The 23,194-nt window shown below is 67.8% G+C and carries 22 protein-coding genes; 14 read left to right on the forward strand and 8 right to left on the reverse strand.

All coding sequences use genetic code 11. The features are described from left to right. Positions 1 to 353: 353 nt before the first annotated feature. A complete protein-coding gene (locus MRBLWO12_RS17125) occupies positions 354 to 1,466 on the reverse strand; it encodes a hypothetical protein (RefSeq protein WP_363557641.1) in 1,113 nt (370 codons plus the stop codon). A gap of 459 nt (positions 1,467 to 1,925) precedes the next feature. Here MRBLWO12_RS17125 and MRBLWO12_RS17130 point away from each other — a divergent pair, with 459 nt between their 5' ends. The 5 genes from MRBLWO12_RS17130 to MRBLWO12_RS17150 all read left to right on the forward strand — a co-directional run bounded on the left by MRBLWO12_RS17130 (position 1,926) and on the right by MRBLWO12_RS17150 (position 6,843). Continuing rightward, complete coding sequence (locus MRBLWO12_RS17130; protein WP_363557643.1) at positions 1,926 to 2,567, forward strand: helix-turn-helix domain-containing protein; 642 nt, start codon at positions 1,926 to 1,928, stop codon at positions 2,565 to 2,567. A 179-nt stretch (positions 2,568 to 2,746) separates the two neighbouring features. Then, positions 2,747 to 3,757 (forward strand): MauE/DoxX family redox-associated membrane protein, encoded by a 1,011-nt coding sequence (locus tag MRBLWO12_RS17135; RefSeq protein WP_363557645.1) that lies wholly within the window; start codon positions 2,747 to 2,749, stop codon positions 3,755 to 3,757. Between the two features lie 205 nt (positions 3,758 to 3,962). After that, complete coding sequence (locus MRBLWO12_RS17140; RefSeq protein ID WP_363557647.1) at positions 3,963 to 4,367, forward strand: ArsR/SmtB family transcription factor; 405 nt, start codon at positions 3,963 to 3,965, stop codon at positions 4,365 to 4,367. Position 4,368: 1 nt separating this feature from the next. Beyond that, entirely contained in the window at positions 4,369 to 5,346 is a 978-nt protein-coding gene (locus MRBLWO12_RS17145) for an SRPBCC family protein (protein ID WP_363557649.1), read from the forward strand. A 138-nt stretch (positions 5,347 to 5,484) separates the two neighbouring features. Continuing rightward, positions 5,485 to 6,843 carry a flavin monoamine oxidase family protein gene (locus tag MRBLWO12_RS17150; RefSeq protein WP_363557651.1) on the forward strand — a complete coding sequence of 453 codons (1,359 nt, stop codon included), beginning with the start codon at positions 5,485 to 5,487 and terminating at the stop codon, positions 6,841 to 6,843. A gap of 51 nt (positions 6,844 to 6,894) precedes the next feature. Here MRBLWO12_RS17150 and MRBLWO12_RS17155 read toward each other — a convergent pair whose 3' ends face one another. From MRBLWO12_RS17155 to MRBLWO12_RS17185, 7 genes are all read right to left on the reverse strand, one after another. Beyond that, on the reverse strand, positions 6,895 to 7,242 hold the full coding sequence (locus tag MRBLWO12_RS17155; protein ID WP_363557653.1) for a hypothetical protein: 348 nt from the start codon (positions 7,240 to 7,242) through the stop codon (positions 6,895 to 6,897). Between the two features lie 33 nt (positions 7,243 to 7,275). Further along, the gene (locus tag MRBLWO12_RS17160) at positions 7,276 to 7,986 is read right to left on the reverse strand and encodes a Pr6Pr family membrane protein (protein ID WP_363557655.1); all 711 of its coding nucleotides are present in this window, start codon (positions 7,984 to 7,986) and stop codon (positions 7,276 to 7,278) included. A gap of 75 nt (positions 7,987 to 8,061) precedes the next feature. Further along, a complete protein-coding gene (locus MRBLWO12_RS17165; protein ID WP_363557657.1) occupies positions 8,062 to 8,451 on the reverse strand; it encodes a DoxX family protein in 390 nt (129 codons plus the stop codon). 20 nt (positions 8,452 to 8,471) lie between these two features. Further along, positions 8,472 to 9,209 (reverse strand): ribonuclease H family protein, encoded by a 738-nt coding sequence (locus MRBLWO12_RS17170; RefSeq protein ID WP_363557659.1) that lies wholly within the window; start codon positions 9,207 to 9,209, stop codon positions 8,472 to 8,474. A gap of 61 nt (positions 9,210 to 9,270) precedes the next feature. Further along, positions 9,271 to 9,501 (reverse strand): hypothetical protein, encoded by a 231-nt coding sequence (locus MRBLWO12_RS17175; protein ID WP_363557661.1) that lies wholly within the window; start codon positions 9,499 to 9,501, stop codon positions 9,271 to 9,273. Positions 9,502 to 9,621: 120 nt separating this feature from the next. Further along, a complete protein-coding gene (locus tag MRBLWO12_RS17180; RefSeq protein ID WP_363557663.1) occupies positions 9,622 to 9,960 on the reverse strand; it encodes a protealysin inhibitor emfourin in 339 nt (112 codons plus the stop codon). Next, positions 9,911 to 11,002, reverse strand: a complete 1,092-nt coding sequence (locus tag MRBLWO12_RS17185; protein ID WP_363557665.1) for a M4 family metallopeptidase — start codon at positions 11,000 to 11,002, stop codon at positions 9,911 to 9,913. The genes MRBLWO12_RS17180 and MRBLWO12_RS17185 overlap by 50 nt, the downstream gene beginning before the upstream one ends. A gap of 100 nt (positions 11,003 to 11,102) precedes the next feature. Between MRBLWO12_RS17185 and MRBLWO12_RS17190 the strand changes: the two genes are divergently transcribed. The 9 genes from MRBLWO12_RS17190 to MRBLWO12_RS17230 all read left to right on the forward strand — a co-directional run bounded on the left by MRBLWO12_RS17190 (position 11,103) and on the right by MRBLWO12_RS17230 (position 23,119). Beyond that, positions 11,103 to 12,320 carry a hypothetical protein gene (locus tag MRBLWO12_RS17190; RefSeq protein WP_363557667.1) on the forward strand — a complete coding sequence of 406 codons (1,218 nt, stop codon included), beginning with the start codon at positions 11,103 to 11,105 and terminating at the stop codon, positions 12,318 to 12,320. Positions 12,321 to 12,384: 64 nt separating this feature from the next. Then, a complete protein-coding gene (locus tag MRBLWO12_RS17195) occupies positions 12,385 to 13,596 on the forward strand; it encodes a hypothetical protein (protein ID WP_363557668.1) in 1,212 nt (403 codons plus the stop codon). A 243-nt stretch (positions 13,597 to 13,839) separates the two neighbouring features. Further along, a complete protein-coding gene (locus MRBLWO12_RS17200) occupies positions 13,840 to 15,009 on the forward strand; it encodes an ROK family transcriptional regulator (protein ID WP_363557670.1) in 1,170 nt (389 codons plus the stop codon). Positions 15,010 to 15,089: 80 nt separating this feature from the next. Further along, on the forward strand, positions 15,090 to 16,577 hold the full coding sequence (locus tag MRBLWO12_RS17205; protein ID WP_363557672.1) for a M81 family metallopeptidase: 1,488 nt from the start codon (positions 15,090 to 15,092) through the stop codon (positions 16,575 to 16,577). A gap of 163 nt (positions 16,578 to 16,740) precedes the next feature. After that, positions 16,741 to 18,549: a peptide ABC transporter substrate-binding protein gene (locus MRBLWO12_RS17210; protein WP_363557674.1), complete on the forward strand. Its 1,809-nt coding sequence runs from the start codon at positions 16,741 to 16,743 to the stop codon at positions 18,547 to 18,549. A 52-nt stretch (positions 18,550 to 18,601) separates the two neighbouring features. Further along, entirely contained in the window at positions 18,602 to 19,618 is a 1,017-nt protein-coding gene (locus tag MRBLWO12_RS17215; protein WP_363557676.1) for an ABC transporter permease, read from the forward strand. After that, a complete protein-coding gene (locus MRBLWO12_RS17220) occupies positions 19,615 to 20,493 on the forward strand; it encodes an ABC transporter permease (RefSeq protein WP_363557678.1) in 879 nt (292 codons plus the stop codon). The genes MRBLWO12_RS17215 and MRBLWO12_RS17220 overlap by 4 nt, the downstream gene beginning before the upstream one ends. Beyond that, positions 20,490 to 22,157 carry an ABC transporter ATP-binding protein gene (locus MRBLWO12_RS17225; protein ID WP_363557680.1) on the forward strand — a complete coding sequence of 556 codons (1,668 nt, stop codon included), beginning with the start codon at positions 20,490 to 20,492 and terminating at the stop codon, positions 22,155 to 22,157. The genes MRBLWO12_RS17220 and MRBLWO12_RS17225 overlap by 4 nt, the downstream gene beginning before the upstream one ends. Beyond that, positions 22,154 to 23,119, forward strand: coding sequence for an ROK family protein (locus MRBLWO12_RS17230; protein ID WP_363557682.1), 966 nt, complete (start codon positions 22,154 to 22,156; stop codon positions 23,117 to 23,119). The genes MRBLWO12_RS17225 and MRBLWO12_RS17230 overlap by 4 nt, the downstream gene beginning before the upstream one ends. The last annotated feature ends 75 nt before the right edge of the window (positions 23,120 to 23,194 follow it).

Genomic DNA, 23,194 nt, shown 5'->3' on the forward strand with positions numbered 1-23,194 from the left:
CCTGCAGGGGACACTAGAATTCGGTGGCATTCGTGGGAGTTGAACTTGGGCGATGGCTGTTGGCTCTCACGTCGGAGCCTCCACCCCTGTGCGTCTGGGGAGAGCGCCGGACTGCATGCGGTCGCGCGTGTGCACGGGGTGGAGGCCGTCTAAGTGACCAACTTGGGCGTCGATCAAACCTGATAGAACTCGTAATACCACTGTGGGTTCGCGCCAGGGGCCTGCCCAGTGGCAGTCCTTTGACAACTTGGCGTCGGTTCAATCGTCCCGACGGAGCGACTCGTCGTTGCGCTCGACGTCCATCTTGAATCCCTGTATTCTCCATGTGCATGCCAGGGCGATCAGTAATACCTCTACACGCAGCCCGGGACATCGAAGGTGACACTGCTGATGGCGATGAAATGCCAGCCGACCATTCCGTCGTAATTCGAATATTGCATGGTGCTCCCCGAGGGGAATGTCGCAAACGTGAAGGTATCCGAGACGTACCCACTACCGGGCGTCGCTTCCTGGCTGCCGGAACGGTGGTAGGGGTCGGCGAGAGTCCCCGTCCCACTGCCCGTTGTAGCGGCACCGGGACTGCCGGTAAACGCGATGCTGGTGGGTGCGAGGCTGAAGCCGACGGCGTCCCAGTAGGCTCCCCGCCCGTTGCCGCCGTAGGGGTCTCCACCAGGAGGGATGACGCCTACGTATGAGGTGATGTCAAAGATCTCCATCGAGAAATTCGCTGGGTTAATCACTTCGCCATCTTTCGTGATGACGAAGGTGAGCGTCTGCAGGTCGGAGCCGATCGCTGCAGTACCGCTTGGCTCTGGGTCGACGGCGGCCCGCTGGTTGAGGACGATCGCGCCGCCCGTCGGCGGGAGGAAGCCCCCGAACGTGTAGTCCTGGCTCCCATCGGGAGCCACATTGCCTGCCCAGCCGTTGCCAGAAGTGGTGAGGTTGAACGACGTATAGGGGAGCCCATCTAGGCCGCCTGACTGGCCCACGGTCGTCGTAGTTGACGCCGCCGACGAGATCGTGACGACATATGTCGAACCGTCGGGCCCCTGCGTCGACAGGGATACCGACTGAGGTTCAGGGGCGGTCGTCTGGTCGCCGGGCATGATCGGGAATGTCACCGGACTGCAGGGCGGAGCGCTTGCGGCAGCCATGGGGACGGCAGTCGCCGCAGCGATCACTGGGATGCTCCACGCGGCGCCCTTGACGACTAGCCGACGGCTTATGCCGTTGTCGCGGGGGGCTTCGGGCGATTCGTGATCGTCTCGATCGTCGCGCATTTCTGGCTGCAACACGTTCAACTCCTGGCGGTCCTGTTCTGGGCAGTCGAGGCCTGAGCGATCCTGGAGAGTTGCTGAGCCGCCGCAGCCGCCTACGATGCGGCGTGCCGCCATCTCTGTCGAATCGAGGTGCCTCACACCTTGTGCTACCCATTTGCCCGGTTCTGCGACCAGAGCGAAAGTCATCCGAGCAATCTGGACACTTTCACTGCCTTCTCCGGTCAATAAACCGCAAGTGCCGTCATGCTTTGGCCCAAGCCGTGTCATAACTATGATGACTCTGCCCCCTGATCCCCGCGCCCCGGCACCTTCACCTCACCTGCAGGGTGAGTTGGAGCGGCCGCTGGGTGCCGCTGTGCCTCCGTATCCAGGTTCCGCTGTGCCCCCGCATCCATGAATCACACATCCGCGACCGAACGCGCCCAGCGGCCGAGTAGTGCCCGCCCGTCATTGCTCACCCTGGGATGGGTTGGCGGCGAGACGATAGCTCAGAGCGGCGTTGATATGACACGCGGGGGCGTCTGGACCGTTGCGCGCGCATGGTCCACCGCGGGGACTCTGAGGGCGGCCGCACTGTCTCGGGGGACCACCCGAGTGTTGCTTGGTGTGGACGGACGGGCTGACGTCACCGTCAACGATGAAGCGATGGTCATTGCGCCTGGTGCACTTTTGATAGTTCCTGAAGGCGCGACCGTAACGACAACGAACACCGGCGTGTGGGCGCGTTGTGAATGGCAGCTAAATGCGCCGTTGCTGCGTCACGGGCAACTCGCCAATCACGCGGGGAAGCCGCTGCGGATGTCTACCGCAGACTTCTCTCTTCTGGCCGCGATGACGAGCGTGATCAGTACGGAGTCGACGTTTGCCACCGCATGGGGGGGCGGACTTCTGGTGGACTCGCTAGCTGCTGCGATCGCCACAGCAGTGTTCACATCTACCTGGACTAGTTTGAATCTATCTGAGGCCCAGGCAGACACCATTCACAATGCGATTCAGGTTATTTATAAACGACACGCCGACGCGTCTTTCACGGTTGCGGGCCTTGCTGCAGAGATATCCATCTCAAAGCACTATCTGCATCGATTGTTCGCTAGCGTAGGTGTCACTCCGCGCCAGATCCTCGAAGCGCGAAGAGTGTCCACCGCAGTGGCCATGTTGAAGATCTCACCTAACCACAGCGTCGATGTCATGTCCGCGGTGGCGCAAAAGTCGGGCTTTGCTACGGTGCGGACGATGCAGGCGGCCATCAGGCGGCAGCAGGATATGAAAGGACCCTCACTTCGGTAGGTGGCGGTATCTTTAAACCTTGCAGTCTTCGATGGCGTCGGAACTGGTCTCAGTAGTCCACGAGATCTGGTGCCGAGGGGAAATGGCTCAGAGCAGGTGTGTCCCACCTTCGCGTAGGGCAAAGATTGGTGCGCGCCGACGCGCAAGATGCGTGTGAGGGGAGAGATAGCATCGGTTCGATGGTTCATGCATTGGCTTTAGCCCTACCCCTCGCCTTGGCGGCCGTTCTCACGGCCGGCGCGATTGGCAAGATACGCGCTCCGGACAATGTGACCGGATGGGCCGCCCTCGGTGTGCCCCAGCTATTTCGTCATACATGGCTGATCAGGCTGCATCCCTGGCTGGAACTCATCCTTGCCGGGGCCCTTGTGGCACTCGGCGGGATACTCGGAACAATAGCTGCCAGCGCCGCGGCAGTGCTGATGGCGGCCTACCTCATAATCGTGGTAGCGGCTTTTCGTACTTCTCCAGAAGCCTCGTGCGCATGCTTCGGAACCTCCCGTCGAATCACGCGGGTCACTATCGTACGAAACGCGTGGCTCACTGGCCTGGCTGTCGTGACGACCCTGGTGATCTCGGCGGGGTCGCTGTGGGGTGGCGCCCTCGCGGCGGCGGTCACCAACTGGGAATCGAGTATGGCGCTCATCGTTGTCGCCGTCACCGCTGCTCTCGCCCTGTGGCATGGAGCGCTCGAATCGCCCGCAATATATCAGTCGGAACCTGTGCATGGCACTCTCATTGGCGAGGGGCCCAATGGTGAAGAGTATGTTCGAGTGCGGACGCCAGCTGTGCCCATCACGCTCGGTGACGGAACCACCACGCACTTGCGTGACCTTGCATACCGACGGCCGCAGTTGCTTCTTGCCGTGGCCGAGACCTGTAACGCATGTCAGCCCGTCGTCGGACGGCTCGAGATCTGGCGGCACCGTGTGCCGGAAGTAGACATTCGCCTGCTCGTCACTGTGCGGCCGAACAAGAGTCGACTCACCAGCACGCAGCCACCGCTCACCGTGCATGATCCCCACGGCTACGTGCGGGCGTCCATATCTGAATGGTCAACCCCTTCTGCGGTACTCCTCGGCGTCGACGGCATGCTCGCCGGCGGCCCCGTCTCTGGGCACCCTGCGATTGAGGGGTTCATCGAAGAGATCAGAACGTCACTCGACGAAGCAGCCATCGAAGATGCATGACGGGGTTTCGCTCAATCGGCGCGAGATCATGCGAGCTGCCGCCGGGGCACCCGCAAGGCTGCGCCCATAAACACCACGTCGCTCCTGGATCCCGGCCTCTTCCCGAGGGTCGACCTCCCCGACGTCGATTAGTTGTGTTGCCGAGGCAGTCTCGACACCGATCTCCTCTTGACACCGCCCCCGCCGAGGCATAACGTACAACCAAATGGTTGCACAAAGAGAACTCAGCGAAGCGGAGGTCGACCGTGTGTTCCACGCACTGGCCACGTCGACCCGGCGCGACATCCTGCGTCGGACGATCGAGCGGGAGCAGTCCGTCTCGACCCTCGCCGCCGAGTACGAAATGTCGTTCGCCGCGGTGCAGAAGCACGTCGCCGTGCTCGAGGCCGCGAACCTCATCGTCAAGCGCGCCGAGGGACGCGAGCGGCTGGTCCGCGCGAATCCCGAGATGATCGCCCGCGCCAAGGCGCTCCTCGCCCGCTACGAAGAGCTGTGGCGGTCGCGCATCGCCCGACTCGACGACCTGCTGGCCGAGCCCGCCCCGCGCTCAGGGGGCCGCTCCGACGACAACGACAACACCGACAACACACGAACAGAAGAAGGAGACTGACATGCCTGTCACCGACCTCACGACCGACGTCGAGAACCTGACCATGACGGTCGTCGCCGACCTGGCGGCCCCCGTCGAGAGGGTCTGGGCCGTGTACACCGATCCGCAGCAGCTCGAGCGGTTCTGGGGCCCTCCGGGGTGGCCGGCCACGTTCGGCACCTGGGACCACACGGTCGGCGGCCGCGCGATCTACACGATGAACGGACCGCGCGGTGAACGTGCATCCGGTTCGTGGGAGTTCCTTGCGATCGAGGCGCCGAACCGCTTCGAGGTGATCGACTCGTTCGTCGACGACGACGGCAAGCCGATCGAGGGACTCCCGTCCATGCGGATGACGTTCACATTCGAGCCGTCCGCCGAGGGCACGCGCATGGTCAACACCAGCTACTTCGAATCGGTCGAGGCGCTGGAGCAGGTCGTCGCGATGGGTGCCGTCGAAGGAACCAAGCTCGCGATGGGTCAGCTGGACGCCGTGCTGCAGGACCTCCGCGACTACGCGCAGGGCAAGGGCACCACGGTCGAGCTGCTCGACGACACGCACGTGCGCATCACCCGACTCGTCGAGGGTTCGCGCGAACTGGTGTGGCGTGCGTTCAACGAAGCGGACCTGGTCAAGCAGTGGATGCTCGGACCCGACGGGTGGGAGATGACGGAGTGCGTGATCGCCACGGTGCCGGGTGAGACGTATCGCAACTCCTGGGCTCCGGTCGGTGACACCGAGGGTGAGCCATTCGGCTTCGAGGGCGAGGTGCTGATCTTCGACGAGCCCCGCCGTGCGGTGACCACCGAGCGGATGCAGGGCCAGCCGACGGAGACGCTCAACGACATGAGCCTCTACGAGGAAGACGGCGCCACCCTCATCACGGTGCTCATCGAGTACCCCGACAAGGAGACGCGCGACATGATCCTCGCCACCGGCATGGCCGACGGCATGGAAGCCTCGTATGCGCGGCTCGAGACCGGTCTGCTCAAGGTCTGACCGTTCACAACTCCTCAGAAACCGGCCGATTCCGTGGTGGATCGGCCGGTTTCTGCGGTGCGGCTGCCGTGCGGGGCCGGTGCGCCGTCGGTTCTTGAGGAGTTGTGAACGGCCTCGGCGAGATAAAGTGGCGGGACGATGAGGATCACGCGCCGCACTCTGCTTCTGGGAGCCGGCGCCGGCGCGATGTCGGTGCTGCTCGCCTCGTGCACCCCGGAGCCGAACCCCGCCCCGACGCCCACGCCCACCCGCACGCGCGAACCGCAGCCGAACGGCGACGTCCCGGTTCCGGCGGACAGTGTGCGCAGCTCCTGGACCACCGATCCCTTCGCGCGCGGTGCCGCGAGCTTCACCCCGGTCGGCGCGCTCGCCGGTGCCCGTGCGGCGCTGGCGGCATCGGTCGACGACCGCCTCTTCTTCGCCGGTGAGGCCACAGACGACGACGCCCCCGGCACCATGCGCGGCGCGATCAGCTCGGGTGAGCGCGTGGTCGACGAGATCCGCGAGCGGGCGCAGCGCGGGGAACGGATCGCCGTGATCGGTGCCGGTCTCGCCGGTGCCACCGCTGCCGCGGGGCTGGTGGATGCCGGCATGGAGGTCACCGTCTTCGAAGCACGCGACCGCGTCGGCGGCCGAGTGCACTCCCGCTCCGACGACTCCTGGCCGATGCCGGTGCAGCTCGGTGCCTGGCTGTTCGCCGCGGATGACGCCGACTTGATCGACCGGCTGAGCGCGCGTGACATCGGCATCGTCGACCTCGCCGGCGCGCAGTGGTTCTCGCCGGAGGGCGAAGTCGATCCCGTCAGTGCCGAACCGCTGCAGGCCGCGATCGACGCCGCGCAGGCCGCGCCCGAAGACTCCACGATCGCGGAAGCGCTGACCGAGGCGGGCGGCGACCCCGCCGAACCCGCGACCGCGGCACTGCTCGCCTTCCTCGCCACGCATGCCGGTGCGGATGCGGATCAGCTGTCGAGCTGGTTCCCGCCGGTGCTCGTCGAGGGCGATCAGATGGCGGCGCGCGACACCCTCGTGCCGTTCGTCGAGCAGGCGCTCGACGGTCTGCGAGTGGGACTCTCCTCGCCGGTCTCCGGTCTCGCCTATGACGACAGTGGCGTGAGCGTGCGCCTCGGCACCGGTGAGGCGTCGTCGTTCGACCGCGTCGTCGTGACGGTGCCGTTGGGTGTGCTGCAGCAGCAGGGCATCGAGTTCGATCCGCCGCTCCCCTTCGCCAACCGTGGCGCGATCACGGCGCTCGGGATGGGCGCGATCGAGACGATCTGGATGCGATTCGATGAGCCGTTCGGAGAGTCGGATGCTGCGCTCTGGCACACCGTGGGCGGCGACGCGATGATCCGCACCTGGGTGAACCTGCGGCCGGCGACGGGTGAGAACGTGCTGGTCGGCATCGTCGGAGGGACAGCCGCCGAAGACTTCGCGGCCCTCGACGACGATGCCGCGCTCGATGCCGCGCTGGCTTCGCTCACCGTCTACGCCTAAGCGCATCCGGCGACGTCGCGAACCCCGGGCGGAGAGCCCGACCTGGTGTCGTCAGCGATAGTCCGGGGTGCGCCGGCGCCGGCGGGCCTGCGTGCCGGCGCCGATTGCGAACGTGAGCAGCGCTGCCGTCCAGCAGATCACGAAGGAGATGAGGATGAGGGCGGCGACCCCCATCTCGCGGTCATAGGCCGAGACATCGTCTCGGTGCGCTTGGACCTGGCCGTACAGGAGCCACACGACGGTGAGCCCTGGGCCGGCGACCATGAGTCCGGTCACCCAGCGGCTCACTGCCCGGGAGATCGAGCCCCGGCGGGCGCCGGCCGCTGCAGCCTTGGATGTGCCGATCACCACCAGCGCGCCAATCGTGATCAGGGCCGCGAGCACGATGAACATGTCCATGGTTCGGAAGTCTATGCGCGACGCTGCGCCTGACTAACGCCGGGCGGTCGCACCGGACAGGGCATGCTCCCTGACGGGGGCATCCTCCGGCGCCGGCAGAGGCTCGTCGCTCCGCAGCCGCTTCGGCACCGGCATCCGGCTGATCAGCACGAGCACCGTCGCGACCACCGCGAAGACCGCGAGGGCGATGCCGGATGAGGCGAGAAACTCGGCCGGTCCGCTCACCTGTCGCGGATCGAGGAAGTAGTACGGGTACCAGCCGATCAGGGGACCGCGGATCATCGTGAACGCGCCCCACACCAGCGGGTAGACGAGCGTCGCCGGGATCACGCGCCACGGCACGGAGCGGTGCCCCGGAGAGAGTGCCCAGGCGATCGCGGTGCACGCGGGGAGCCAGAAGTGGAGCACCTGATCGGACCACGGCACGTCGATGCGGATGCCGCGGATGCCGGCTTGCCAGACCAGCAGCGCGAACACGAGTCCGGCGGTGATCGTCCAGGTCAGCACCATCGCGAGCGCGACCGTGAGCCAGCGCGGATCGCGGTCGCGTTGCAGCGCGATGACGCCGGCGATGGACAGCAGCACCACGAACGCGATGTTCGACTGGTTCGTGAGATAGGCGAAGAAGTTCTGGCTGGCGATCGTGTACGAGGCCAGCCCCCAGGCGAGCCGGTGGATGAGAGCGACGAGGCACAGGGCGGCCGTGCTCAGCCGCAGCAGGCCGAAGACGGTACGCGCCGTCACCGCTGCGTCGCCTCCGCCCATTCCATCAATCGAGTCTACGGATGCGGGATGGGTGGCTCGGTCATGCGCCGCGCGTCACCGTCGAGAGCTGCGCGTCGACCAGAGCGCGAGCCCGATCAGCACGGGCTGGAAGAACAGCCGCGCGAAGCGCTTCATATCGGTGTCGAGCCCGAAACCGTCGCGGTGGTGCATCCACTGGGCAAGGTTGCCGGGGAACACGGCCAGGAAGAACAGCGCCGCGACGACTCCCGTGAGGCGACGGCGACGGCGCGCGAGCAGCAATGCCGACCCGAGGGCGATCTCGACGGCACCGGATGCCACGACCGTCACGTCGGGATCGAGCGGAAGCGATTCCGGCACCTGAGCCTGGAACTCGTCCCTGGCGAACGTGAGGTGCGAGACGCCGGCGAAGACGAGGGAGGATCCCAGGAAGACGCGGCCGATCGTGCGTGCGACGGAAGACATGGTGCGAGTGTACGCGCGGGTCAGATCAGGCGGCGGAGTGCCTGCTCGAGAGACACGCCCTGTGCCTCGGCCCGGTCTCGCAGTCGTGCGTGCTCCTCTCCCGAGAGCGAGAGCTGCAGTGCGATCGGTTCGGCCGTGGGGGCATCGAGCCCGTCGAGCAGATCCGATGCCTCGGCCCAGAGCGGTGCGGCGGACGCCGGGGGAGCGGATGCGACGGGGGTGGATGCGGCGGGGGTCGGGGGCTCCGGTGCCTCGGGGCTCTCCGACGCCGGGGCGGATGCGGTCGCGCCACCGCCCCGCGTGAACCCTGGCCCGCGGCGGGGCTCCTGCTTCTGCTGGTAGGCCTTGGCCGCGGCGTTGGCGCGCTCGTCTGCGGCCTCGTTCAGCTCATCGCCCGCGTGGCCCTTGACCCACGAGAACTCGACGTTCCGACCACGCATGGCTTCGTCGATGCCCTCGAGCAGGTCGCGGTTGAGCACGGGGCCGCCGTCGGACTTGCGCCAGCCGCGGCGCTTCCAGCCCGGCATCCACTTGGTCACGGAGTCGATCACGTAGCGGCTGTCGCACCAGATGTGCAGCTTCTCATCGGAGCCGGCCGTCGCCTTCAGCAGCTCGAGCACCGCCTGCAGCTCGCCCTGGTTGTTGGTGCCGTGCGGCGATCCGCCGGCGCCCCAGTTGTCGTCGTCGATGTACCAGGCCCAGCCGTTCGGGCCGGGGTTGCCCAGGGCGGAGCCGTCTGCGGCGGCGGTGATCGTCATCCCTCAACCGTAGCCGCGGGCGACGACGTGGCTCGACGGTGGAGGTGGGGTGAGGAGCGGCTCAGGCGTCGGGGTCGTCGCCCGGCTCGCGGTTCTCGATCGAGACGGCGGCAGGTGCCGGGGGAGCGACCGGGAACACGATGGAACTCACCGAGGCTCCCAGCCCGAGGCTCATCGGGTCGACGGAGGGGACAGCGTCGAGCACGTCAGCTCCCTCGCGTTCGAGGGGTTCGGACGGAAGCCCGGCCCACTGGTTCTCTTCTTCTTCGGGGCGGTGCTGGAACAATCCCATGCCTCCCATTGTGACTCTGCTCGCGGTGCGCGCGAGCGGATTCACACCGGATTGACTGGATGCCGCGTCAGCCCACCCTGCGGAAGGTGAAGTAGCCCACGACCTGGCTGCGGGTGGGAATCAGTCGGCCGAAGGCGACGCTTCGCGCACGGCCTGGACCAGAGCCAACCAGGGGCCGGCGAGTGCCGAGTCGGGGAGTTCGCGCTCGTGACGCTCGACGGGCGTGCGCACGCGGATGCTCCAGACGAAGCGGTCGGCGCCGGTGGAGGCATCCGGATTCTCGTCCCACGGGCATCTCTCGATCAGGGCGATCCACTCCGACGCGTGGGAGGGCTCTGCTTCCACCCGCCAGCGACGGCTGATACCCGCGATACCGCCGGAGCGCACCACCGCGATGACGACGTCGGCGTCAGTCGACTCGTCGATCGGCCTGTTGACCGGCACCGGGGGCTCGCTCATGCTCATAGACTCCCACGGTGGTCCACGCGCGTCGAGCCGCGGCGCCGGTGGCCTCGTCGATCGCGCCGGCTGCGGCGACGGTGGCATCCGCGAATTCCGTGAAGGTCGCCGTGGTCGACAGTCCGCCGGTCAGCGCCCGATACCAGGCCGTGCCGGCGCGCTCCCAGGCGTTGCCGCCGAGCTCGGTCGCGAACAGTGCGAACGCCCGATTGGGGATGCCGGAGTTGATGTGCACCCCGCCGTTGTCTTCTGTCGTGCGCACGAAGCCGCTCATGTGGTCAGGCTGCGGGTCTGTGCCGAGCTCGTCATCGTCGTAGGCGGTTCCGGGCGCGATCATGGAGCGCAAGGCCGCGCCTTCGACGGCATCCGTGAAGATCTCGGCCCCGATCAGCCAGGTCGCCTCTGCGGCCGTCTGTCCGAGGAGGTACTGCTCGGTGAGCGCGCCGAACACGTCGGCGATCGACTCGTTCAGTGCGCCGGGCTGACCCTGGTACTCGAGGTTCGCGGTGTGCTGCACGACGCCGTGCGCGAGCTCGTGGCCGATGACGGTGGTCGACGCGGTGAAGTGCTGGAACACCTCGCCGTCGCCGTCGCCGAAGACCATGCGCTCGCCGTCCCAGAACGCGTTGTCGTAGTCGACGCCGTAGTGCACAGTGGCGTCGAGCGGCGCACCCGCATCGTCGAGCGAGTTGCGGCCGAAGGCGGAGAGCAGCAGTTCGAAGGTGGCGCCGAGTCCGTCGAAGGCCTGGTTCGCCGCGGTGTCTTCTACCGGGCCGTCATCTTCCGTGCGCACGACGAGCCCCGGCAGCGCCTGGGTGTTGCCGGCGTCGCTGATCGTGCGGTTCGGCGCATCCGACAGCTGGGCGACGAGGTCGCCGTTCTCATCGATCGACAGGTCGATGCGCGCCCGGAACGGCGGACGCCCCGCGGTCAGCGTCTGTCGCGCGGCGGCAGCGGCCTTGGGGAAGCGGCCCGACTCGGCCAGGCGGGCGAGCAGATAGGAGGGGACGACGCCATGACGCTCGAAGGATGTGCTGCTCATGAAGCGACCCTACGCCGGGGTGCCGACGTTGGGGATCCGCGCAGCCGCCATCGCGCCCAGACTTGAGATTGAGAATCGTTATCAATAAGGTGAGAGTCCTATGGACGCCCACCGCCCCCGCCGCGCCCCCGCCCGATCTGCCGCACTTGTCGTCGTGCTGCTCACCCTCACCGCCTGCGGCACTTCCAGCCCGGACGTCGAGACCCCGGCCGCCCCCACCACAGCCGCCCACGGGATCGACGGCGGAGGTGCCGCCGAGGTCGCCGCACCTGCCCGCGCCCTGGTCCTCGTCGGTGAGGACGGAGGGTCCACGCTCGTCGATCTCGAGACCGAGGAACGCACGACTCTCACCGAGCCCCGTGACGACCTCGCGAGCATCCAGGGCGACGGCCGTCTGCTCTACCTCGCACACAGCGCCGGCGACCGCACCTCCGTCGACGTCATCGACACCGCCCGCTGGACAGTGCCGCACGGCGACCACTCCCACTCCTTCCGCGGTGGACCTCGACTGCTCGGCACCCTCGACGGCGACGGCATCCCCCGCATCACCGCCGGCGAGCAGCGCGCCGTGCTCCAGTTCGACGGCGAGCTCCTCACCCTCGCCCATGACGCACTCGGCGACGGGCTCGACGCCGCGCCCCGAATCGGCGCCGCGGCGACCGGTCCCGTCGTCCCCTTCGCGGGGCACCTGCTCGTACCGAACGGCGGTGGGATCCACGTCGCCGACGACGACGGCATCGCGGTGCCAGGCGACGGCATCCCGTGCACCGACCCCACGGATGTCGACATCACCCGCGTCGGCGCCGTCTTTTCGTGCGCCGAGGGTGCCGTGCTGTTCACCCGCGCGGTCGGTGGGGCAGTCGCCGGCGAGAGCATCCCGTACCCGGCAGGCGGCGTACCGGCCGCGCAGCTGAGCGGACGCACCGACCGCCCCGACCTGGCCGGAGTCGCCGGGAACGGCGCCTGGCTGCTCGACGTGCGGCAGCGCACCTGGACGCTCCTCCCCTCCGAGGTGCCGCTGGTCCGCGCCGCCGCGATCGGTGATGACGACGGTCGCACGATCGCGCTCGATGCCGAGGGGCGCGTGCGCATCCTCGCCCCCGACGGCACGCTGCTCGCGCGCACCGACCCCCTGGTCGCGGCATCCCTCGCCGATGCGGCATCCCGTGATCGTGTGCAGCTGATCGTCGACGGGCAGTACGCCTACGTCTCCGATCCGGTCGCCGGAGTCGTGCACGAACTCGATCACCTCGACGACCTCCGCGCGACCCGCATCTTCACCGACCTCGACCCCTGGTTCGTGCAGCTGGTCGGCTGACCCATCCTTCGACGGCGCCGTCCGTCGCGCGCATCCGCGCACCCCTGAGAAAGAGAGAGAAACCATGCCCAGACCTGCCCGCACCCGCCTCGCGATCGGTGCGCTCGGCGCGCTCGCCGCCGTGACGCTCGCCGGATGCGCGACCTCCGCGCCCGCCGCCGAAACAGCCGAGCCCACCACCTCCGACCACTCCCACGAGGGCGACACCCGCATCGCCGTGACCTATGACGGCGGCATCCTGGTGCTCGACGGCGAGACCCTCGACACGGTCGACCAGGTCGAGCTCGGAGGCTTCCTGCGCGTCAACAGCGCCGGCGACCACGACGGCCACGTCTTCGTCACGGCGGATGACGGCTTCCACCTGCTCGACACCGGCCTCGCCTCCGACACGGTGGAGTTCACCGGCGAGGTGTTCGACGCCGTCGCGCCCGGTCATGTGACGCCGCACGCCGGCCGCACCGCACTGTTCGACGACGGCACCGGAGACGTGCGCGTGTTCGACACCGATGCGGTCGGCACCGGAACCCTGCCCGAGTTCGACACCATCACCTCGGAGGCGGCACACCACGGCGTCGCGATCGAGCTCTCGGACGGCACCACCCTCTCGACGATCGGCACGGAGGAGTCGCGCAGCGGTGTGCGTCTGCTCGCGGCCGACGGCACCGAGGTCACCCGCAATGAACAGTGCCCCAGCGTGCACGGAGAGGGAGCGCTCAAGGGTGAAGTCGTGATGTTCGGCTGCCAGGACGGCGTGCTGCTCTTCGATGACGGTGCCTTCACCAAGCTCGAGGCGCCGGATGAGTTCGGCCGCACGGGCAATGCCTACGTCACCGACACCAGCGCGATCGCGGCGGCCGACTACAACGCCGACCCTGATGCCGAGGGCTACCTGCTCTCGCAGCTCGCGCTGGTCGACACCGACGCGCAGACGCTCTCCGTCGTCGACCTGCCCGAGGGTGTGGAGTACACCTGGCGCGGCGTCGGCCGCAGCGGCCACGACGACATCATCGTGCTCGGTGCGGACGGCAGCCTGAACGTGCTCGACGAGACCGGTGCCGTGCAGGAGTCCTGGACCGTGATCGACCCGTGGCAGAGCCCCACGGAGTGGCAGCAGCCGCACCCCGGCCTGCGCGTGGTCGGTGACATCGCCTACGTCACGGAGCCTGCGGCGAACCGCATCCTGGCGATCGATCTGCACAGCGGAGAAGTGTCCGCCGAAGCCACGCTGGACGTGGTGCCGAACGAGTTCGTGGTGGTGGGTGCCGCCGGCCACTGACCCCGCGTCCCGTCGCCGGTGTCGAGTGCACCGGATGCTGCCGAGTGCACGGCTTCTTCTCGTGAGGAAGCCGTGCACTCGGTCGTTCGTCGTGCACTCGGCGAGTGTGGCGTCGTGCACTCGGCGAGTCTGGCCGCGGACGTCACGAGATCGGCCGGCTCGGCAGGGTTCGCGGAGGGTGACATTGCTCCACCTTGGCAGTATCTTTGTTTGACCACCGAAACAAGATGAGTCGAGGACAGCGTGACACCGGCGGCACACACCTCACATTCCGCGGGCGAGCTCTTCCGGCTCGTGCGCGCCGGACGGGCGCAGTCGCGGGCCGATCTGGCTCGGCTTACCGGCCTCTCCGCCTCGACGGTCGCTCTGCGCATCGAAGAGCTCATCTCGCACGGGTACGTGGAGGAGACGGGGCAGGGCGAGTCGCGCGGCGGACGCCGCCCACGGGTGCTCGCGGTCAAGGCCGGGGGCAGCATCGTCGCCGGGGTCGACCTCGGCGAACGGCATGCCACCATCGCGCTGCTCGACCGGCGGGGTGAGATCGTGGCCTCGACCATCGAGCAGGTCTCGCTCCTCGACGGGGTGGAGAGCGTCGTCAGCGAGGTCTGGGAAGGCGCTCAGCGCCTCGCGGAAGAAGCGGGTGGCCTCCGGATCGAGGGCATCGCTATGAGCCTTCCCGGCCCCGTCGACTCCCGCACATCGCGGCTGCTCGCGCCGATGCGCATGCCCGGCTGGAACGGCGTCGACGTCGGCGAGGTGCTCGGCTCGGTCACCTCGCTGCCGTACCTGATCGACAACGACGCCAACGCCATGGCGGTCGGGGAGTTCCTCGAGCGGGGCGGCGGCACCGAGCAGCTGGTCTTCGTCAAGGCCGGCAGCGGCATCGGCTGCGGAATCATCCTCGACGGCGCGGTCTACCGCGGTTTCCGTGGCGTCGCGGGCGACATCAGTCACGTCGCGCTGCACAACGCGCCCCCGGTGATCTGCTCGTGCGGACGGATCGGATGCCTCGACGTCGTCGCCAGTGGCGCAGCCATCGTCGATGCGCTCAAGGAGGCGGGGGAACCGGTCGAGACGCTCGACGACGTGCTGGCTCTGGCGCAGAACGCCCACCCCAAGTCGACGGCCCTCCTGCGCGAGGCCGGCGCGCGGACGGGCGAGGTGCTCGCGACCATCATCAACTTCTTCAACCCGCAGACCCTGGCGCTCGGCGGGCGACTGGCCGCGGCGGACGCCTTCGTCGCCGGGGTGCGTCAGGCGCTGTTCACGCTGTGCCTTCCGATGTCGACCGATTCGCTCGAGATCGATGTGAGCAGGGCGGGTGCCTTGGCCGGAGCCCGGGGCGTCGGATGGGAGCTCCTGGAGAGCATCCTGGATCCTGCGCGGATCGACGCGGAACTGCGCGTCGCTTAAAACTACGATTTCGGCGGAAGTCTTCAATCTGACGAAGGAAGCGGCTGGGTTTGCTTCGATTCGGCGTCTAAGCTCTTGGCATGGCCGAAACCACTGCGCGTCCCCGTATCGCCATCGCCGGCATGGCGATCGAGTCCAGCACGTTCTCTCCGCACCGCGCAGGCGAACGCGACTTCCAGCGCGTCGAGGGTGACGAGCTCACGGGCCGCTACGACGCCATCCGCAACGGTGAGCTGACCGATCGGGCGGAGTGGCTCCCCGTCTACTACGCGCGCTCGATCCCCGGCGGAGCCGTGCTCCCCGAGGTCTACGAGAGCATCAAGACGCGCATCTGCGACGGTCTGGCCGCGCTCGTCGCCGACGGCTCGACGCTCGACGGCCTCTTCTTCGACATCCACGGCGCCATGAGCGTGGTGGGCCTCGATGATGCCGAGGGCGACCTGATCACCGCGATCCGCGACGTCATCGGCCCCGACGTGATGGTCTCGGCGTCGATGGACCTGCACGGCAACGTCTCGCGCACCCTCATCGAGAACGTCGATCTCATCACCTGTTACCGGCTCGCTCCCCATGAGGACACCTGGGAGACGCGCGACCGCGCGATGCGCAACCTCGTCGAGGCGCTCGAGAGCGGTACCGCCCCGCATCGCGCCTGGGTGCGGGTGCCGATCCTCCTGCCGGGGGAGAAGACCAGCACGCGCGTCGAGCCGGCGAAGAGCCTGTACGCCCGCATCCCCGAGATCGAGGCCCGTCCGGGAGTGACGGATGCCGCGATCTGGATCGGCTACGCCTGGGCGGACGAGCCCCGCTGCCACGCCACCGTGGTGGTCACGGGCGTCGACGAGGCGGCGACCACGGCGGCGGCCGAGGAGCTGGGGCAGGCGTTCTGGGCTGTGCGCGACGACTTCGAGTTCGTGGGCCCTCCCGGCACGCTCGACGAGGCCGTCGTCGCCGGTCTCGCCGCGACCGACACCCCGTACTTCATCAGCGACTCGGGTGACAACCCGGGCGCCGGCGGCACGGGAGACGTCACCTGGACTCTCGCGCAGCTGCTGCAGAAGCCCGAACTCACCGCGGATGACGCCCCGGTGACGCTGTGCGCATCGGTGTTCGACAAGGGCGCACTCGATGTGCTCCGCGGCCACCGGATCGGCGACCGGGTGTCGCTCGAGGTCGGTGCGCGCATCGACAGCGGACCGCACGGACCCGTGCGCGTCGACGCGGTGCTGCACAGCCTGCACGAGGGTGATGTCGACGCGGGCGGAGTGGCCGTGCTGCGCAAGGGCGGCCTGCACATCATCGTCACGGAGTTCCGCAAGGCGTACCACGCGATCACGGACTTCACCTCGATCGGCCTCGACCCGGCATCCGCCCAGATCGTGGTCACCAAGATCGGCTACCTCGAGCCCGAGCTGTACGCCGCCATGCGCGGCTGGACGCTGGCGCTCACCCCCGGTGGCGTCGATCAGGATCTCGAGCGACTCGGGCACCACCGCATCCTGCGCCCGATGCATCCCTTCGACGCCTTCGAAGCGGCGCCGGATCTGTCTGCGGAGATCGTTCGATAGACAGCGCGAGAGCAGCCCGTTTGTCCGAAATCGCACCAAGTTAGTTACATAACTGTAACGCAACTGGCTATTTCGGGATACTTGCTTCGGGCATGATTCAAAGTACGTCGCCCGCTGGACGAACTCGCGTCCCTCAGTGCGGCATCGGAACAAGGAGGTTACATTGCGTACTCAGACGCTGCGTCGCCGAATGCTCGCCCCCCTGGGCGCACTCGCCGTCGCGACGCTCGCCCTCACCGCGTGTGGGGCCGGAGGAAGCGGAAACGAATCCGCTGGCGAGAAGGACTCGGTCAGCTTCGCGCTCCAGGTCGGCACAGGGCCGAACTGGATCCTGCCGATCTCCTCGCCGGACAAGATGGCCACGCACAACAGCGCCATCAAGGCGACCATGTGGCCGCGCCTGTTCGAATACAACGGCGTCGACGGTGAGATGGGCTGGGACGAGAAGGCATCCGCCGCCAAGTCCTACGAGTTCTCCGAAGACCTCAAGACGATCACCATCACGCTGAACGATCTCGACTGGTCCGACGGCGAACCCGTCACCTCTCGCGACGTCGAGTTCTGGTACAACCTGGTGCGCTTCAACAGCGAGAAGACCGGCGGGTACTCCGCGGGGCTCATGCCCGACAACGTCACCGAGTTCACGACCATCGATGACAAGACGTTCTCGCTGACGATGGACAAGGTCTACAACGAGGAGTTCCTCCTCGGCAACCAGCTCAGCCTGATCTACCCGATGCCGCAGCACGTCTGGGACAAGACCAGCGCGGACGGCGAGATCGGCGACCTGGACCGCGACGCCGACGGCGCCACCCAGGTGCTCGACTACCTGTTCTCCGAAGCCGAGGACATGAAGACCTACGCGACCAACGACCTGTGGAAGACCGTCGCCGGCCCCTACACGGTCAAGAGCTGGTCGGACTCGGGTCTGGTGGAGCTCACCGCGAACGAGAAGTACACCGGTGACGACAAGCCGAGCATCCCGAACGTCAAGTTCCTGCCGTTCACCTCGGCTGACGCCGAGATGAACGTCGTGCGCTCCGGCGAGGTCGACTACGGCTACGTGACCAGCTCGCAGCTGACGAACGAGCAGCAGTTCACCGACCTCGGATACAGCATCGAGCCGTGGGCAGGCTGGTCGATCACCTACATGCCCTACAACTTCGCCAACCCGGAGAAGGGTGCGTTCTACAAGCAGCTCTACGTGCGCCAGGCTCTGCAGCACGCCGTCGACCAGGAGACCATCTCCGAGGTCGTCTGGCACGGCGCGGCGACCCCCGACTACGGGCCCATCCCGCAGACGGCGGACTCGAGCGGCCTCTCCGACGTGCAGAAGAACAACCCGTACCCCTTCGACCTGAAGGCGGCCGAGAAGCTCTTCACCGACAACGGCTGGGAGAAGGATGCCGACGGCAACCTCTCCTGCGTCGACGCCGGAACGGATGCCGGCCAGTGCGGCGAGGGCATCGCGGCGGGTGAGAAGGCGGAGATCGTCGTCACCACGCAGAACGGCTCGCAGGAGACCGACAACATGATGGCGGAGATCCAGTCGTCGCTCGGCAAGATCGGCGTCACCATGACGATCGACTCCAAGCCGCTCGACACGGTCCTCACGCAGGCACAGGAGTGCAAGACCGGCAGCGCGTGCACGTGGGAGCTCGTCTTCTTCGGCACCGCGGGCAGCTGGTACTTCCCGCCCTACGCCACGGGTGAGCGCGTCTTCGCGAAGGACACCAAGTGGAACGCCGGTCAGTACGACAACCCCGAGGCGGAGGAGCTCGTCCAGGCGATGGCCTTCTCGACCGACCCCGAGATCGCCAAGAAGTACTCCGAGTTCCTCGCCACCGACCTCCCGGTCATGTGGATGCCGAACCCGGTGTACCAGGTGTCGGTCGTGCGCGACGGACTCGACATCGCCCACCAGGACCCGGGTGCGTCGTTCCTGCCGCAGCGCTGGTCCTGGACCGACTGACGAGTCCCGCAGCAAGCGATACTCCCGGACCGAGTGACAAGAGACGGATGACATGAGCGTGGTGGACGCAGCGCAGAGCGCGCAGAAGAAGGAGAGGGCCGGCGGCGGCCGATTCTGGTGGTACCTGCTGAGGCGGGTCGGCCAGGGCGGCATCGTCATCCTCATCGTGACGCTGATCGTGTTCGCGTTGCTCCACCTCGCCATGCCGAACGGTCCCGCCGCCGGCATCCTCGGGATGCAGGCCTCACAGGAGCAGATCGACGCCTTCAATCGTGAGAACGGCTTCGATCTGCCCCTGTGGCAGCAGTACTTCAACTTCCTGGGACAGCTCCTCCAGGGCGACCTCGGCGACTCGTTCAAACTGAACCGCCCGGTCGCCGACGCGATCGGCCAGCGCCTACCGAAGACGCTGATCCTCGCGCTCATCTCGATGCTGATCGCCCTCATCATCGCGATCCCGATGGGCATCTTCCAGGCCGTGCGTCGGGGCAAGGCCGCCGACTACATCCTCACCACGTGGAACTTCATCGTCTACTCCACACCGTCCTTCTTCCTCGGTCTCATCCTCGTGATCGTGTTCGCGCAGTGGCTCCGACTCGTGCCCGCCCAGGCGCCGCAGGGCGAGACCGTCGGCGACGTGCTGGCGAACCCGGCAGGACTCGTGCTGCCGGTCGCCACCGCAGCCCTCGGCATCATCGCGACGTTCTCGCGCTACATGCGCTCCGCGACCATCGACAACCTCTCTGAGGACTACGTCCGCACCGCCAGGGCCAAGGGCACATCGGTCTCGGTCGTGATCACCCGTCATGTCGTGCGCAACTCCCTGACGCCCGTCATCGCGATGCTCGGCTACTACCTGCCCGTGATGTTCGGCGGCATGATCGTCGTCGAATCCCTCTTCAACTACCCCGGCATGGGGCTGCTGTTCTGGACGTCGGCGCAGACCTCCGACTACCCCGTCCTGCTCGGCTGCATCCTGGTCATCGCGCTCGCGACCGTCATCGGCTCGCTCCTCGCCGACATCATCCAGGCTCTGCTCGACCCGCGCACCCGTGAGGAGCTCTCGTGAGCACGACGACCATCCTGACCCGGACGCTGACCCCGCGTCAGCGCGGCATGCGCCGATTCCTGCAGAACAAGCTCGCGGTGTTCGGCATCGTCACGATCGCCCTGTTCCTGCTGTTCTGCTTCGTCGGACCGCTGATCCATCCGACGGACCAGATCCACACCGACCTGCGCAACACGATGCTCCCGCCCGGCAGCCCAGGACACCCGCTCGGCACCGATGACATCGGCTACGACGTGCTCGGCCGCCTCATGATGGGCGGACAGATCTCGATCCTCATCGGCCTGGCGGCCGGCATCCTCGCCACCGTCATCGGCACGCTGTGGGGAGCGATCGCCGGCTACGTCGGCGGCGCCGTCGACACCGTGATGATGCGCGTCGTGGATGCGGGCATCGCGATCCCCGCGACCTTCCTGCTGCTCATCCTCTCGGCGATCCTGCGCCCGAGCGTGCCGCTCATGATCTGCGTGATCGGACTAGTGTCCTGGCTCGTGCCCGCGCGTCTCGTGCGAGCCGAATCGATCTCGCTCAAGTCGCGCGAGTACGTGCTGGCGCTGCGGGCGATGGGCGGAACCCATTCGCGCGCCGTGCTCAAGCACATCGTCCCGAACACGGTCGGCACGATCGTCGTGAACGCGACCTTCCAGGTGGCAGACGCGATCCTGCTCGTCGCCTACATCTCCTTCCTCGGCATGGGCCTGCAGAAGCCGGCCACCGACTGGGGAGCCATGCTCACGAGCGGCATCACCTACACCTACGCCGGCGCCTGGTGGCTCATCTTCCCCGCAGGATTCTGCATCGTGCTCACGGTGTGCGCGTTCAACAGCATCGGCGACGGCCTCCGCGACTTCTTCGACGTGAAGGGACGTGCCGCATGAGCGACGCGCTGCTCTCCATCACCGACCTCACCGTCACGTTCCGCACTGAGGACGGCCCGGTCGAGGCCGTCAAGGGCATCGATCTGGAGGTGCGCGCCGGAGAGGTGCTCGCCCTCGTCGGAGAATCCGGATCGGGCAAGTCGGTCACCGCGATGGCCGTGCTCAAGCTGCTGCCGCGATCGGCGACCGTCACCGGCTCCATCCGTCTCGGCGGCCGCGAGATCCTCCCGCTGGGCGAGCCCGAGATGAACGCGATCCGCGGTGCGGAGATCTCGATGGTGTTCCAGGAGCCCATGACGGCTCTGAACCCCAGCATGCACATCGGCGACCAGATCACGGAGGCGATCCTCAACCACGGCGGCGTCGCGAAGGCGGAAGCCTGGAACCGTGCGGTCGCGCTGCTGCAGCGCGTGGGCATCCCCGAGCCCGAGCGGCGCGCGAAGAGCTACCCGCACGAGCTGTCCGGTGGTCAGCGTCAGCGCGTGGTCATCGCGATCGCCCTCGCCTGCGAGCCGCAGCTGATCATCGCCGACGAGCCGACCACCGCGCTCGACGTGACCGTGCAGGCCGAGATCCTCGACCTCATCCGTCGCCTCGCCGCCGACACGGGCACGGCCTTCCTGCTCGTGACCCACAACATGGGCGTCGTCGCCGACATCGCCGACCGCGTCGCCGTCATGTTCCGCGGCACCATGGTCGAGATCGGCAGCACCCGTGAGGTGCTCACGGCCCCGCGTGAGGACTACACGAAGAAGCTGCTCAGCGCCGTCCCCTCCCTGCCCGACATCGCGACGGTCGTCGAGCGCGTCGAGCCGGAATCCGTGCCTGATGCGGTGCTCGACATGGTCGGTGCGAGCGTCACCTACCGCCGCGGAGGGCGCTCGTTCCTCGCACTCGACGGCGTCGACCTGCGCATCGCCCCCGGTGAGATCCTCGGTCTGGTCGGAGAGTCGGGGTCGGGCAAGTCGACCCTGGGTCGTGCCGCGCTCGGACTCCTGCCCCTCTCGGCCGGGAGCATGACGCTCTTCGGTGAGCAGGTCGGTCGCGGCGGCGTCGGTCGCCGGCGCGAACGCGAGCTGCGCGGACGCGTCGGCGCGATCTTCCAAGATCCTGGTTCGAGCCTCGACCCGCGGATGACGGTGGGCGAGGCGATCTCCGAGCCGATGCTCGTGCAGCGCCGGAAGCTGCCGACCACGGCGGCGCAGCGCCGTGCCCGCGTCGCCGAGCTCCTCGACGCGGTCGAGCTGCCGACGACGTACGCCAACCGCTATCCGCACGAGCTCTCCGGAGGACAGCGTCAGCGCATCGGACTCGCGCGGGCCATCGCCCTGGAGCCCGAGCTGATCATCGCCGACGAGCCCACCTCTGCGCTGGACGTGTCGGTGCAGGCCGCGGTGCTCGAGGTGCTGCGCTCGCTGCAGGAGAAGATGCACTTCGCCTGCCTCTTCATCAGCCACGACCTCGCGGTGGTGCATCAGATCTCCGACCGCGTGGCCGTGATGCTGAAGGGCGAGATCGTCGAGACCGGATCGGCCGACGATGTGCTCCTCGCGCCGCAGCATCCGTACAGCCGGCGCCTGCTGGCATCCGTGCCCGTCCCGGACCCGGACAAGCAGGCGCTGCGACGGGAGGCCCGTGCGGCCGCCCGGGTGATCGCTCCGTGACGGCGCTCGCTTCCGACGCGCACACAGGCAGGGGCAGGACGGGCGACCATGACACCGCGGTCGTGCTGGGGCTCGACGTCGGCGGATCCAGCGTCAAACATCTTCTCGCCCGCGCCGACGCATCGATGGCGCAGCCGCCGACCCCGCTCGCCCGCGGCAGGAACGCGACGCCCACGTCTTCTCCGGCCGAAGCCCTCGCGGCCATCGCGCGGACGGTCAGGGGTGACCGCGCCCTGGCGCGCCTCGTGCTCTCGATCCCCGGCATCGTGGACGAGGAGAACGGTGTCGTCATCCGCTCGGCCAACATCCCCGCGCTCGACGGCGCCCCGCTCGGACGCCAGCTCGAGTCCGCGCTCGGAGTGCCGGTCGACGTGATCAACGACGGGCACGCGGCGGCGGTCGCCGAGGCCTCGTGGGGTGCCGGCGCGGGCATCGACGACGTCTTCGTGCTCGCCCTCGGCACCGGGATCGCCGGCGCGCACGTGGTCGACGGACGAGTCGTCACGGGTGCCCACGGATCCGCCGGAGAACTCGGCCACATCACGATCGACCCGGTGGGCAGCGAGTGCTCGTGCGGGCGCCGCGGCTGCCTCGAGACCATCATCGGAGCCCCCGCGCTGCGAGACGCGTGGGCGGAGGCCGGTGGCAGAGGCGGGCCCGAGGCGCTGTTCGACGCGTTCGCGGCGGGGGATGGCGCGGCGACCGCGATCGTGCGCCGGGCCTCCTCGGCACTGGCCGAAGCACTCCTCACCCTCTGCGCGGTCGTCGACCCCGGCGGCATCGTGATCGGCGGCGGGCTCGCCCAGGCGCCGCATCATCTCGTGACGCTCGCCGAGCGCTACGTGCGGGAGCGGGCGACGTTCCATCGTGTTCCGCCCATCGTCCCGGCCACCCTCGGCGGATGGGCGGGCGCCAACGGCACCGTGCTCACCGCACTCCGCCGCCAGCACGCCGCGGGCTAGCATCCGCTTCGGCGCGCGCCGGGCCCGAGTGCACGGGAACTCGTCGAGTGCACGACCTTCCCGCGCACGGATGCC

It is taken from the genome of Microbacterium sp. LWO12-1.2, from assembly GCF_040675875.1.
In the GTDB taxonomy this organism is placed as follows: domain Bacteria; phylum Actinomycetota; class Actinomycetes; order Actinomycetales; family Microbacteriaceae; genus Microbacterium.